The 13,297-nt window shown below is 56.0% G+C and carries 11 protein-coding genes and 1 tRNA gene; 3 read left to right on the plus strand and 9 right to left on the minus strand.

From position 1 onward, the window contains the following. Window positions 1-370 precede the first annotated feature (370 nt). Window positions 371-1,003: a methylated-DNA--[protein]-cysteine S-methyltransferase gene (locus I6I94_RS02650; RefSeq protein ID WP_201620846.1), complete on the plus strand. Its 633-nt coding sequence runs from the start codon at window positions 371-373 to the stop codon at window positions 1,001-1,003. Window positions 1,004-1,104: 101 nt separating this feature from the next. Next, window positions 1,105-1,791 (plus strand): DNA-3-methyladenine glycosylase I, encoded by a 687-nt coding sequence (locus tag I6I94_RS02655; RefSeq protein ID WP_128087620.1) that lies wholly within the window; start codon window positions 1,105-1,107, stop codon window positions 1,789-1,791. Window positions 1,792-1,949: 158 nt separating this feature from the next. On the opposite strand, the gene I6I94_RS02660 is transcribed toward I6I94_RS02655, so the two are convergent. From I6I94_RS02660 to I6I94_RS02670, 3 genes are all read right to left on the minus strand, one after another. Further along, complete coding sequence (locus tag I6I94_RS02660; RefSeq protein ID WP_006887864.1) at window positions 1,950-2,342, minus strand: DUF1304 domain-containing protein; 393 nt, start codon at window positions 2,340-2,342, stop codon at window positions 1,950-1,952. Between the two features lie 181 nt (window positions 2,343-2,523). Then, a complete protein-coding gene (locus I6I94_RS02665) occupies window positions 2,524-4,185 on the minus strand; it encodes an L-lactate permease (protein WP_128087619.1) in 1,662 nt (553 codons plus the stop codon). A 396-nt stretch (window positions 4,186-4,581) separates the two neighbouring features. Then, window positions 4,582-6,243, minus strand: coding sequence for an L-lactate permease (locus I6I94_RS02670; protein ID WP_128087618.1), 1,662 nt, complete (start codon window positions 6,241-6,243; stop codon window positions 4,582-4,584). Window positions 6,244-6,722: 479 nt separating this feature from the next. Here I6I94_RS02670 and I6I94_RS02675 point away from each other — a divergent pair, with 479 nt between their 5' ends. Further along, window positions 6,723-7,364 carry an NAD(P)-dependent oxidoreductase gene (locus I6I94_RS02675; RefSeq protein ID WP_236588907.1) on the plus strand — a complete coding sequence of 214 codons (642 nt, stop codon included), beginning with the start codon at window positions 6,723-6,725 and terminating at the stop codon, window positions 7,362-7,364. Window positions 7,365-7,501: 137 nt separating this feature from the next. On the opposite strand, the gene I6I94_RS02680 is transcribed toward I6I94_RS02675, so the two are convergent. The 6 genes from I6I94_RS02680 to I6I94_RS02705 form a co-directional block, all read right to left on the minus strand. Then, window positions 7,502-8,062 (minus strand): hypothetical protein, encoded by a 561-nt coding sequence (locus tag I6I94_RS02680; protein ID WP_128087617.1) that lies wholly within the window; start codon window positions 8,060-8,062, stop codon window positions 7,502-7,504. 143 nt (window positions 8,063-8,205) lie between these two features. Beyond that, window positions 8,206-8,279: transfer RNA gene (locus I6I94_RS02685), tRNA-Pro, on the minus strand. A gap of 206 nt (window positions 8,280-8,485) precedes the next feature. Next, window positions 8,486-10,075 carry a ribosome biogenesis GTPase Der gene (der, locus tag I6I94_RS02690; RefSeq protein ID WP_201620847.1) on the minus strand — a complete coding sequence of 530 codons (1,590 nt, stop codon included), beginning with the start codon at window positions 10,073-10,075 and terminating at the stop codon, window positions 8,486-8,488. A gap of 104 nt (window positions 10,076-10,179) precedes the next feature. After that, entirely contained in the window at window positions 10,180-10,872 is a 693-nt protein-coding gene (cmk, locus tag I6I94_RS02695) for a (d)CMP kinase (RefSeq protein WP_201620848.1), read from the minus strand. A gap of 102 nt (window positions 10,873-10,974) precedes the next feature. Then, window positions 10,975-12,111, minus strand: coding sequence for a prephenate dehydrogenase (locus tag I6I94_RS02700; RefSeq protein ID WP_126926545.1), 1,137 nt, complete (start codon window positions 12,109-12,111; stop codon window positions 10,975-10,977). Beyond that, window positions 12,111-13,169, minus strand: a complete 1,059-nt coding sequence (locus I6I94_RS02705; protein WP_037236444.1) for a pseudouridine synthase — start codon at window positions 13,167-13,169, stop codon at window positions 12,111-12,113. The genes I6I94_RS02700 and I6I94_RS02705 overlap by 1 nt, the downstream gene beginning before the upstream one ends. Between the last annotated feature and the right edge of the window lie 128 nt (window positions 13,170-13,297).

The raw sequence follows: 13,297 nt of genomic DNA on the forward strand, positions 1-13,297 counted from the left end.
GGCGTTTGTCTGTGATTAGACAATATTTTAGCCGCATACCGCACCCTCTGAACTCTGCCAGTTGGCCCCTGAAGATTTTCAAATCATACTCCCAGGTTTTGCCTGTCGTGGGGCAGGGTCGATACGTTCAAGGTATCGCTTGATTGAGAATACCGATACGCTAACCGCAGGAAACATAACGGTAAGAAACGCTACACAGCCCGCATGTTTTATCACCTGTTTGCCCCTTATTCCCCCGCTATCGGTTATGCAATCGCCTCAACCAGATCTTCTGCTAACCGATATGATGGTTAATTATGATGCGGGCACGCCATAGCGCTCTCCCCTGTTATGGGCGGGTTCGCAGTAACCTCACGATCAGGGAGCGACCATGAGCGTCAAACCGAGGGCCTTTCAGAGGCAGTACCCGCCGCGTTGGCATAGTATTATCAACAGCCCAGTGGGACGTCTGTATATGGCAGCCAGTGATAACGCCCTGACCGGCATTTGGTATGAAGAGCAAGCCCATTTTCCGCTCCCCCATGAGCTGGGCGAACGTATTACCGACCCCGCTGGTCTAGTCGCTGAGGCCGACGAGGTGGCTCAGGCAATAGGTGCCGATGCCGAACGCCGTGGCGAACACATCTATGTGGCCCCGGCGCGTATCCTCGCTCAAACGGAGCGGGAACTTGACGAATATTTTAGGGGTCGGCGCACAGATTTTGAGGTACCGCTGGATCCCGACGGCACCGATTTTCAGCTGGCTGTGTGGGACTATCTCAAAACAGTTCCGTACGGGTATACGGTTACCTACGGTGAAATCTCGCGGATGGTTGGCCCTGGTGCGCCCGCCCAGGCTGTTGGGCAGGCAGTTGGTCACAATAAAATCGCGATCATTATTCCTTGCCACCGGGTGCTCGGTGCGGGTGGGAAGCTCACCGGATACGCTGGAGGCCTTGACCGTAAACGTTGGTTATTGGATCGTGAAGAGCCTAAAGATATACGTAGCGGGCGGTTGTTTTAGTGTTGTGCTCACCAATTTTCCACCATATTTTTCCGATAAAGACTGGTATATTTGAGAGCTACGCGCTGTTCCAATAGATACTTTCGATGATGGGGAGAGTCATGGCTATAGGCACCGGGGATCACGCGCCCCGTGAGAAGTACCCCGCGTGGGTTCGTAACGATCTGGAACGTGACTACTACGATACCGAGTGGGGTGTGCCCGTTACCGATGAACGCGGAATGCTTGAACGGGTCTGCCTTGAAGGCTTCCAGTCGGGTCTCTCGTGGTACACGGTTCTTGTGAAGCGCCCGGCGTTCCGTGAACTGTTCGCAAATTTTGTCCCGGACGCTCTGGTAAAGTTCACTAACGACGATGTGGAACGACTGTTGCAGGATGAGCGCATTATCCGCAACCGCCTGAAAATACAGGCTACTATTTCTAACGCGCTATTAACCATCGAGCTGCGTGACCGTGCGGCTGCTGGGGACACCTCGCTGGCTGGCTTTTATCTGCCAAATGGTCAGTGGGTTGAGCCCGGGCTGCCAGCCTTCATTTGGTCTTTCCTCCCCGAACGCACCATTACCCCGCGTGAACTTAGCGAGGTCCCCGCCCAGGACGACGTGTCCGCTGCTATGGCGAAGGCTTTTAAGAAACTGGGCGGAAAATTTTTAGGGCCCACCAGCTGTTACGCGCTCATGTGCGCTATCGGTATGGTGGATGCGCACCTGCTGGATTCTCATCGCAGGGGCGTCATGGGGCTTTTCGACGAAAACGGCAGGCTCCTGCCCTCCCCCAAGGCACTTTAGCCCCCTCATATTTGGGGTTATGTTACCTCTCCCTACCGGGCGCCTCACACTTTTCTCAGAAAACACCGCACAATAGAATGACGCAAACAGTAAGATGCGCCCGCACCAGCGTATTACAATACGCGGGTGCGGGCGCATCCTATTAAAAACCTCTGAGGCTAGATCACCACCAGCAGGAAAATCAGCGCCAGCAGCGGCGGGGTAAATTGGATGAGCGCGGGCTTACGCTTGTCTTTTGAGGTGAGAAACAGGTAAATACCAGCTACAGCCATCGACCCCAAACCAGCAAACATGAGGGCGATACCCACCTGCGGGAGCCCACCAAACCAGAAAGCGAGCAGGCCGGTGGCAGCAACCCAAGCCAGCATCAGGTTATACAGCCCCTGGTTTGCCGCCATATCTTTTGTAGACTCCGCGAACTCCTCGCTCATATTGAACACTTCACGGCCTTTTGGCTTGGTCCACAGAAACGATTCAAGAATCCAGATATACACGTGAATGGCAATTGCCACAAACGCGAACACGGTGACTACGGTCAGCATAGCTGGCATAAAGTTCTTCTCCTTGCTGTAGTGTCAATCGGTAAACAGGAACAATTTTACTCCCTCAGACCAGTGAAGATACATGCCCGTAACTTATAACGCACATACTTCGCCTCACCACGTGCCTGTTCGGTTTCTCGCTGTACCGATGAGCCGGACAACAGGTATTGGACGAAGAGCAAGGAGCTCTTTAGCGGGCCATCACCAGTGAGAGTAGGTACACCCACACGCATACCAAAACCAGCAGAATAGCACTGTATTTAATAGACATGGAGGTAATCTTCGATTCCTGCCCAGCACTATTCACAGCAGCCGCAGCAATAGCAATCGACTGAGGCGAAACGATCTTACCCATCACACCGCCCGCAGTGTTCGAGGCCACCAGCAGAGTGGGATTCACATTAATCTGATGCGCGGTCGCAGACTGCAAACCGGCGAACAGCACGTTATTGTTTGTTACTGATCCGGTCACGAACACACCAATCCAGCCGATTACTGGCGAAATAAGCGGGAAGAACGCGCCCGCAGCTGAGGCCGCAAGTGCGATAGAGGAAATCATCCCAGCGTAGTTCATCACATTCGCCAGGGCCATCACCAAGCAGATCATGAGGATAGGAAGCCATAACTGTTTCCAGGTGCCGCCAAGTTCCTCAAACGCAGCCTTCCAACTAATTTTAGAGAACAACACGGTCACCAGCACCGCCACTAGAATCGCGGTGCCGGAGGCCCCCAAAATATTCCAGGTAAACACAGCCTTCACAGGGGTGGGCTTAGTGACGATAGGGGCAGCCTGCTCAATTACCCCATGCACGCCGGGGATGTTAAACAGAATGGTGGAGAACCCCAATAGCCCGTCGCTCTCCCCCGGTTTAACAGCTTTAGCAAATACCGGTTTGAGGGCGGTAGACCACAGCAGGATGGCAACCGATAAGTACACGAAGGGACTCCAAGCATTTAGGATCTCCCCAGCAGTGTGCTTGACTGCTCCCTGCTCTTGTACCTCTTCAAGGGTGGGAGCGGTAGGCTCACGGTAAATATTTTTGGGCTGCCACACGCGCATCATTAACGCAAGCACCACAAGCGCCAGCAGCGGCGGAATAATATCCACCAGCTCGGGACTGCCAAGGAAGAACAGAATCGCTGACTGCCCACCAGAGAACACTGCACCAATAAGCAAGGCAACAGGCCCAACTTCACGCACACCACGCACCCCGTCTTGAATGGCGACCATGAGCACGGGGATAAGCATTGAGAAAATCTGCAGTACCGGAACAATATCTATGGATAGACCTGCTAGATCAATGTTTCCGTAGTTGGCGGCAGTAGTGACCGGGATACCAATAGCGCCATAAGCCCCTGAGGCGGCGTTAGCGATAAGTGCGAACATGGAGGCTTTGAGCGGGTTGAAGCCCAGGTTCACCAGCAGCGCCGCCGCAATAGCAATGGGAATACCGAACCCCGCGGCCCCTTCCAAGAACCCGCCAAAACAGAACGCTATCAGCAGCATCTGGATGCGCTGATCGGTGGATATTGCCGACACCGATGAGCGCACAATATCGAAATTCCCAGCGCGCACGCTAATGCGGTACAGCCACACGGCCATGAGCACAATCCACCCAATAGGCCACATGCCAGCTAAGAAACCGTAAAGGATCGAACCCGCCCCAGCACTGACAGGCAGGCCAAACACGAAGATACCGATACCCAACGCAGCCGCCAACGAGAGGAGCGCAGACTTAATGCCGGTGAGTTTGAAAACGGTAAGGCTCAGTAAGAAAAGGATGATGGGCGCCGCTGCGACCAGTGCCGAAAGCACAGTCGAGTGGAGTGGGTCATAGACCTGTTGCCACATAAGTTTTTAGTCCTTCCCGGCGGTGCTGTGTGTGCTCCCGCTCGGTATTTCACGATGTGATGCCGCCACGGTTCCTGCTACTGGTGTGGCAGGTGTGTGGGCGGCATCGTGCGTTTTATCTGTATTTGTGTGTATATAACAGTGGTGTGTACCGGTGTTATTCCCGCTCTGTACCCATTGCTGTAGTGAGACGTGGACATGTGAGACTAATAAGGGTACACACAACCTTTTCTTTTCAAAAGTACCATGAGTGCGGGGAGTGACTCATATGAGGCGGCACTGACTTGCGGTGTAGACACATGAAACTGGCGGGTTCCGCTCGGTTATTTCCGTTGCGGAACCCGCCGGTTGTAGTGGCTGCTATGGTGGTATGTGAGTTGAAACTGCCCGAGGTGATTAGTGCGTCATCACCAGTGAGAGTAGGTACACCCACACGCACAGAACGATCAGCAGCCCTGCACTGTATTTAATGGACATGGAGGTAATCTTCGATTCCTGCCCGGCGCTGTTCACTGCGGCCGCAGCGATAGCAATTGACTGGGGCGAAACAATTTTTGCCATCACACCACCAGAGGTGTTGGCAGCCACCAACAGAGTGGGGTTCACACCGATCTGGTGTGCGGTGGTTGATTGCAGACCGGCGAAGAGGATGTTGTTGTTCACCACGGAGCCGGTCACGAACACACCAATCCAGCCAATAATGGGTGATAGGAGCGGGAACACGGCACCTGCGGCCGCCACCGCCAGCGCGATGGAAGAGATCATTCCGGCGTAGTTCATCACATTCGCTAAGGACATGACCAGGCAAATCATAATGATGGGAGTTTGCAGCTGTTTCCAGGTGCCGCCGAGTTCTTCGAACGCGGCCTTCCAACTGATCTTGGAGAACAGCACGGTAATAACGACGGCCACCAGAATCGCGGTGCCGGATGCCCCCAAAATGTTCCAGGTAAACACAGCCTTCACAGGGGTGGGTTCATGAACGATAGGGGCTGCCTGCGCTATTGCCTTGTGCACACCGGGAATATTAACAGGGATATTGGTGAATCCTAGCAGCCCGTCGCTCTCCCCCGGTTTGGTGGCTTTAGCAAATACCGGCTTGAGGACGGTGGACCACAAGAGAATAACGACGGAGAGGTATACGAACGGGCTCCAGGCGTTTAGGATCTCCCCGGCGGTGTGCTTCACTGCCCCCTGCTCTTGTACCTCTTCGAGTGTGGGAGCGGTAGGTTCACGGTAAGTATTTTTGGGCTGCCACACACGCATTATTAGTGCGAGCGCCACAAGCGCCAGCAGCGGCGGGATCACATCGACCAGTTCGGGGTTGCCCAGCACCTGTAGCAGTAGCGACTGTCCGCCGGAGTACACGGCACCGACAATGAGCGCTACCAGACCTGTTTCGCGTAAACCGCGCAGCCCGTCTTGGATCACCACAAGGAGCACAGGGGTAAGAAGCGCAAAAATCTGCAACACAGGGATCATATCTGCTGATAGTTCAGCAAGGGGAATACTGCCTTTCTCGGCACCGGTGCTGACAGGAATACCGATGGCCCCGTACGCCCCGGAAGCGACGTTTGCAACCAACGCCAGCATGGAGGCTTTGAGCGGGTTGAACCCCAGGCTCACCAGCAGCGCGGCGCAGATGGCGATGGGAATACCGAACCCGGCGGCCCCTTCCAAGAACCCACCGAAGCAAAACGCAATCAGCAGCATCTGGATGCGCTGGTCTGTTGAGATAGCTGAGATGGAGGAACGGACGATGTCGAAGTTCCCGGCGCGCACGCTAATGCGGTAGAGCCACACGGCCATGAGCACAATCCACCCAATAGGCCACATGCCAGCTAAGAAACCGTAAAGGATCGAACCCGCCCCGGCACCTGCTGGCAGCCCGAAGACGAGGATTCCGATGCCCAGAGCTAGAACCAGGGCAATGACTGCCGCTTTAATGCCGCTAAGTTTAAGTACGGTAAGACCCAGTAGGAAGAAAATAATGGGTATGGCCGCAACGAGGGCTGATAGCACGGTGGAATGTAACGGGTCGTATACCTGTTGCCACATGAGGGTGTGTCCTTCCGGCAGTGCGCCCGCAGTGGTTCTATGCGGGCTGTGCCGTCGTTCCCTCAGCGAGCGCCTTACCGGTAGTATTGCGTTTCTGTGGGTTTGGCGGCAGCATATTGATGTGTTTTCAAACGGAGAAAACGCTAAACCTGCCTGCCAGATGGTTACGGTGGCTTATGTGTTCCCCGTCCCACTTATGAATGTACCACTTCATGACAACTTGTTCGCAAATATCCCCACCTAAAGACTGAAACATCATAGTTGCATCACAACCTGAAGATTTCACTGCGCTCCGCGTTATTATTTGGCTAACCGCCTCAACATGTTGGATATCCAGACAGATCAACGGCCTTTAGGGCTATTACTTGGGGGCAGATTCCGTGCGCCTAAAACATTTATCTTCTACATGAACTTTACTACCATTGTTAAGTAAACTCGCAGATGTTGTCAGAGCGCGCCTATACCGCCTGGGAGGAATAATGATGAATATCCTTTTACTTGGAGCCAGCGGCCCCACTGGACAACAAGTGCTTCAGCAAGCCCTGGAACATGGGGATACCGTCACCGCCTTAGCCCGGCACCCCGAAACGCTGGAACAGTTCGGGCAGCAGGTGAAGGTTGTTCGCGGTGATGCCACCTCAGCTGAGGACCTAACGAAAGCCATGGACGGGCAGGACGTCATCATCTCCGCTCTAGGCCGTGGTAAAGCCCTGCGGGCGGAGAACCTTTTTACGGACGCCATCTTGGCGATTCTGCAGGCGGCATCTGCCACCGGTGTTCACCGCCTGGTGTGGTTATCGTCTTTCGGTGTTGCGCACACCTACGATTCGGCCACCTTCAGCCAGAAAGCGGTGTATAAGACAATACTGCGCAATATTTATGCGAATAAGGCTGAGGCAGAAAAGCTGCTCCGCGCCAGCGACTTGGACTACACCATCGTGTACCCTACCGCTCTAACAAACGGCCCAGCCACCGACACTTACCGTGTGGGAGAGAATATTTCCATGAATTCCGCGGTACTAAAGGTGAGCCGCGCCGATGTGGGCCATTTTATGTACCGTGCCGCCCTCGATGCTGAGTGGATTGGCCGCGATGCTGTTATTACCAGCGGCGGCAGCTAACTCACCATTACGCGGTGCCGCCGGCGAGACAACGATGAAGGCATAAGCGGCATTCGCTCACGTGAGGCTGCTAAAGTCGCTGCCTGTTATTAGAGTGAAATTTTCTGTTATTGCTAGGGCTCTTCTGCGCCTTGTGCTTATAGCTCGTTGGTTGGGTGCGGTAAAAGATGTGAGAGCAGCAGCTTAATAACCAAGACGGGGATTACCCATACTGCGGCGGGGCTTAGCGGCTGTATCGCGAGGCAGATAGCGATGAGGACGACGGCAAGCCCAAACGCTACCGGCGGTCGGTACTGACTGCGGACAGAGACGATAAGCGCTGCGGCCAGTAGAACACCCGCATAGGCGACAATGGCTGTTGCCCACGGCATTACAGTGGGCAGCACGGCCGCTAACACCAGCGTATGAATATGCCTGGCAATAAACCCCAAAGCAGACCCGCGGGATCGTTTCCCCGTGTGGAAACGCCGTGAACACGCTGGGGTTGCGTTCACAACTGCTCCCCCGAAAAGGTCGAAGCCGCCCACAATCAGCAGGACAATCCCGAAGCCTGAAATGCCCTGCAGCGCACCGGTTGTTCCCGCAAAAATAGCACCGCAAACACCGGCTCCGTAACCCAGTAAGCGTTCAGTATTCGTTGCACCCGGGGCGATCAGGGCATCATCAACCATGGCGAGTAACTTATACAGTTTCTGCATTCTGCACCGCTGCCTTCCGGTCATAGCTAGCCTGCGGTCACGTACATTGTGTCAACCGCCAAAACCAGTAACTTATGATGCACAATACCAGATACAACAAAACGCCCCAACCGATAGTTCTACCGATTAGAGCGTTTTCTGCGTCGGGTTGACAGGATTTGAACCTGCGACCCCTTGACCCCCAGTCAAGTGCGCTACCAAGCTGCGCCACAACCCGATGATTCCGGGGAACCCTCCCCTGAACACTCGATAAACTATACCCCAGGTTTTTACCCCGTGCAACTTGGCACAGACTAAGGAACAGAAATTTTTGCGCTACCGTTCTCAGCTGCTCACATAAGGGGTCACCATGCCAGCACGGGCGCCTCGCAGCGGCTTCTTCGAGACCACCACAAGGCACCCAGTACGCCACGGGGCAGGGGACTACCGTTTGCGGGTGCTCTTCCCCTTCTTCTTCGTCTTACCGCCCTGACGTTCCCCCAAGGAGCGGCGTTCACGCACGCGCATCGAAATTTCGATCGGCGTGCCCGTGAACTCGAAAGTTTCACGCAGGCGGCGCGTAATAAAACGCCGATACCCCGGGTCTAAGAACCCGGTTGTGAAAAGCACAAACTTCGGCGGGCGCGACGACACCTGCGTGCCGAAAAGAATACGCGGCTGCTTACCACCACGCAAAGGATGAGGATGCGCCGCAGCCAGCTCCCCTAAGAAAGCGTTCAGCCGCCCCGTTGGGATACGCGAATCCCAGGACTCCAGCGAGCGTTCCAGGGCGGGCACCAGTTTATCTTTATGCCAGCCGGTTTTCGCCGAAATATTCACGCGCGGAGCCCACTTCACGTGCGCCAGGTCGCGGTCAATTTCACGTTCGAGCATCTCGCGGCGTTCCTCATCAAGGGTGTCCCACTTGTTGAAAGCCAGCACCATTGCACGACCGGAATCGATAGCGGTCTGAATAATACGCACGTCCTGCTCACTCAGCGGCTCAGACACGTCCAGAAGTACAACCGCGACCTCGGAGCGTTCCAGAGCTGTCTGAGTGCGAAGCGAAGAATAAAACTCTGCCCCCTTCGCCATATGCTGGCGGCGGCGAATACCCGCCGTATCAATAAACCGCCACGGGTAACCGCCCAGCTCAATAACCTCATCAATAGGGTCACGCGTAGTACCCGCAAGGTCATTCACAACCGCACGTTCAGAACCAGCCAACTTATTCAGCAGCGAGGATTTACCCACGTTGGGGCGACCAATCAGCGCCACACGGCGCGGCCCACCCAGCGCATCCGGCTGCGCATACTGGGAGTGCTCGGGCATGACCTCTAGAAGTTCGTCAAGGGCATCCGCAAGGCCACGACCGTGCAAACCCGAAACCGGGAAAGGCTGCCCCATTCCCAGCGACCACAGGTTATAAATCTCCGGTTCCAGGTGAGCGTCATCAATCTTATTGGCCATCAGGATAATGGGTTTCTTCACGCGCCGGAGCATGCGCACAATCTGCTCATCCGAGGCGGTAATACCCACGCGCGCGTCCACCACAAGAATAACAACGTCGGCCTGCTCAACCGCGATTTCCGCCTGATCCGCCACCTGGGCGTCAATACCGCGTGCATCAGATTCCCAGCCGCCAGTATCAACAAGGGTGAAACGTTTGTCCAACCATTCAGCTTTATAGGAGACACGGTCGCGGGTCACCCCCGGCTTATCCTCCACCACGGCCTCACGCCGACCCAAAATACGGTTAATAATCGTGGACTTCCCCACATTGGGGCGCCCCACGATCGCTACCACCGGGTCAGCAAGCTGTTCTTCTTCCTCGTCAAGCTCAAAACCCCAGGCACCCAAGAGCGCACGATCTTCCTCATCAAGATCATAGTCCTCAAGCCCCTCCAGAAGAGCCTGTGCACGTGCCTCGGCGGTCTCATCGTCAATATCAGCTAGACGCTCGGTGACATCATCCTCACCGCCGCCTAAATATTTGTCTTCGTAGTCATCGCGGATAGCATCGTTCTCAGCCATGCGCGTCCCCTTTCTACACTGCAAACACCCGAACCACTTCCCATAAGGGTCCCACTAGGAGCCTGGGAGCCAGGCTGTTCGCACATTACGTACTGCTGCGTGGGTTATCCCCCGCGTTTTGCTTTCACCTGCGCGTTTACCGCATTAATCACAGCCGAAACGGTGGCGTTAAAGTCCAGTTCGGAGCTATCAATCAGCTCAACACCAGCTGCGGCCTGCATAAAATTATTAACCTTCGAGTCTTTGGCGTCACGCTCAGAGATCTGCTGCGTCAAATCGCCCGCAGAACCCGACTTCTCAGTATTTTCCAGGCCGCGGCGGGCCATACGCACCTCTTCCGAAGCAGTCAGCAAGATACGCGCATCCGCGTCCGGGGCCACCACAGTGGTAATATCACGCCCCTCGGCGACAATACCATTCACGGCGTGCCCAATGGCCCATCTCTGCAACCCGATCAGGTGCTCACGTACCGCCGGGACGGACGCCACAGCTGAGACCGCCGCCGAAACCCGCTCAGAGCGGATCTGCTCACGCACATCGGTAGAGCCAATCAGGATCTCTTCTTCCTTAATATTGGTGCCAAACACCAACGGCATCTCAACCACCGCCTGGGAGATAGCCTCAGCGTCAGCCAGGTCAATCCCCCGCTCCAGCACATACCAGGTTGCCGCACGGTACATGGCGCCGGTGTCAAGATACGCCAACCCAAAATGACGCGCCACCTCTTTTGAGACTGAAGACTTTCCAGACCCGGAAGGGCCATCAATAGCAATCGTTAACTTAGGTTTCTCATGCATGCTTATTCGCTTTCATATGGTGATGCGCAGGTACTTACCTGCTTTTAGCATACGGGATTGGGGCGTTTATTCCTCCCCGCAAACATTGGGACACCCCACCCACTAGGTGACGACCTTCCAGCCCCGTTCGGTCAGTCCGGTCACCAGCTCATCATGTTTAGCGGGGCTCACCGACAACTCGGCCATGCCTACATCTGCCCCGGTTGAATGTTCCAGACGCAGATCTTCCACATTCACACCCAGCTCACCAATATCGGCCAGCAGCCGCGCCAAAGACCCAGGGGTATCATCCACCAACACCGTGAGCGTGGCAAATGCGGTCGGCACCGTACCATGTTTACCGGGGATGCGAGCCACCCCCGCGTTCCCCTCACTCATTAGCTGCGCCAAATCCAGGCGAGCGCCGGGGGCGGTAGGGTTCTCAAGTGTAGCAATCAGACGGTCCAGATCCTGACGTATACCATAGAGTGTACGCACCATAGGCTCCGCATTCGCCGCGAAAATCTGCACCCACAGGCGCGGGTCACTCCCCGCGATACGCACCGTATCACGCAGGCCCTGCCCCGCCAGCGACAGCGCATATAACGGTGTGTGCTGCAGGCGGGTGGCAAGTAAAGAACTCACCGCCTGCGGCACATGCGAGATGAGCGCCACCGTCTCATCATGCTCAGACGCACTCAAGGCGGTCACAATAGCCCCCAGCTCAACCGCTAAAGCCCGCACCAGTTTCACGCACTCAGCGCGGGCAGCCTCATGCTCACAAATAATCCAGGGTCGGGCCTGAAACAGCTCTCCGCGTGCAGCAACCGGACCGGACTTCTCCCGCCCCGCCATCGGGTGCGACCCCACATAACGTGAAGCATCAGCCCCCGACTCAAGCACCTGCCGCAGCGGCAAAGACTTCACCGAAGCAATATCAGTGACGGTGGCCCCCGGGTAATCCCCGTGCGGCGCATATGTATTGAGTGCCTGCACGCACAGGTCACCAGCCACGTCCGGCGGGGCCGCCACCAGCACCAGCTGCGGCGCGCATGAGGCACGTTTAGCTTCCCCAAGAGAGGACCAACGGGTACCCGCACCAATATCCTCAGCGACCGCCTCCACGGTAGGCGAAATATCCTGCAAGTACACCGGCACTCCTGCGGCACGCAAGCCCAACCCGATAGATGCCCCCAACAAGCCCGTGCCGATCACCAGCACCGGGCCGGTAAGCACCGGGGAAATATCCTGAGAACCCATTACATGTCCACGCTTGCCAGTAGATGCCCGATCTCAACCTTCGACAGGTTACGCACCGTACCCTGCTTCTGCGACCCAATACGTACCGGGCCCATCTCAACACGCACCAGCTTCTCCACCGGGTACCCCACAGCCTCAAACAGGCGGCGCACAATACGGTTCTTCCCCGAATGGATACTCACCTCAATCAGCACATGCCCCGGGGCCGAATCCACCAGCTTAAACGAATCAACACGAGACACGCCATCCTCAAGACGCACACCCTTTTTCAGCTGCGCACCCACGCCCGACTCAACCGGGCCACGCACCTGCACCAGGTATGTTTTAGGCACCTCGTAGGAGGGGTGCGTCAGCCGATTCGCCAGCTCACCATCATTCGTCAGCAGCAGCAGCCCCTCAGTCTCAACATCCAAACGACCCACATGGAACACCCGCTCCGTCATTGAAGACCGCAAAAAATCTTTAATGCAGGGGCGGCCATCGGGGTCTTCCATTGTTGAAACAACCCCGGCAGGCTTATTAAATGCCATGTACACGAGCTTATCGTTCGTCTGCACGGTCATACCATCCACCTGAACCACAACATCCGCAGGGTTCACACGCACCCCTAGCTCGGTCACGGCCTCACCATTAACAGTGACCCGCCCTTCGGTGATCATCTGCTCACACACACGGCGTGATGCCACCCCGGCCTGGGCCATTAGCTTCTGCAGACGCACACCGTTCTCGTCATAAAAATCGAAATGATCCACCGGCGCAGCACGCGGACGTCGTGGGCGATGCGGCCCCGCCCATTTGTTGGCCCGGTACTCGCCGCGCTCATGCGCAAACGCCTCCCCCGAACGGTACGGGCGGCCCGGTGCCCGGCGTTCACGCTTAGGTAGCTCAGAGTACTTACCTTTCCCCTTGCCTTTGCCCCTGGAAGCGCCAGCCTGTGAGGCGCCATACTTCGAGTTTTTGGGGGCGCCCCCCTTAGCCTTGCGGCCACCGCCTTGCGGGCCCGCGCCCTTGGAACCGCCCGTATGTCCGGGGCGGGAATTATTCTTTCCGTATGCCATCAGTTTTCCTAATATCCTGTCAGTATTTTCTACAATTTATCTGTTATATCCCGAGCTCACTGCCCGCACGTTCAGCAGCACTCCCCTGGGCCTGAAGTATTACACGCATTACCCATCTGCGGAGCCCG

The organism is Rothia aeria, from assembly GCF_016726365.1.
Taxonomy (GTDB): domain Bacteria; phylum Actinomycetota; class Actinomycetes; order Actinomycetales; family Micrococcaceae; genus Rothia; species Rothia aeria.

What these genes read in the sequence shown, in the direction of transcription:
- I6I94_RS02650 (WP_201620846.1), top strand. Translation starts at nt 371, where the DNA reads ATGAGCGTCAAACCGAGGGCCTTTCAGAGGCAGTACCCGCCGCGTTGG.
- I6I94_RS02655 (WP_128087620.1), top strand. Translation starts at nt 1,105, where the DNA reads ATGGCTATAGGCACCGGGGATCACGCGCCCCGTGAGAAGTACCCCGCG.
- I6I94_RS02660 (WP_006887864.1), bottom strand. Translation starts at nt 2,342, where the DNA reads ATGCCAGCTATGCTGACCGTAGTCACCGTGTTCGCGTTTGTGGCAATT.
- I6I94_RS02665 (WP_128087619.1), bottom strand. Translation starts at nt 4,185, where the DNA reads ATGTGGCAACAGGTCTATGACCCACTCCACTCGACTGTGCTTTCGGCA.
- I6I94_RS02670 (WP_128087618.1), bottom strand. Translation starts at nt 6,243, where the DNA reads ATGTGGCAACAGGTATACGACCCGTTACATTCCACCGTGCTATCAGCC.
- I6I94_RS02675 (WP_236588907.1), top strand. Translation starts at nt 6,723, where the DNA reads ATGATGAATATCCTTTTACTTGGAGCCAGCGGCCCCACTGGACAACAA.
- I6I94_RS02680 (WP_128087617.1), bottom strand. Translation starts at nt 8,062, where the DNA reads ATGCAGAAACTGTATAAGTTACTCGCCATGGTTGATGATGCCCTGATC.
- der (WP_201620847.1), bottom strand. Translation starts at nt 10,075, where the DNA reads ATGGCTGAGAACGATGCTATCCGCGATGACTACGAAGACAAATATTTA.
- cmk (WP_201620848.1), bottom strand. Translation starts at nt 10,872, where the DNA reads ATGCATGAGAAACCTAAGTTAACGATTGCTATTGATGGCCCTTCCGGG.
- I6I94_RS02700 (WP_126926545.1), bottom strand. Translation starts at nt 12,111, where the DNA reads ATGGGTTCTCAGGATATTTCCCCGGTGCTTACCGGCCCGGTGCTGGTG.
- I6I94_RS02705 (WP_037236444.1), bottom strand. Translation starts at nt 13,169, where the DNA reads ATGGCATACGGAAAGAATAATTCCCGCCCCGGACATACGGGCGGTTCC.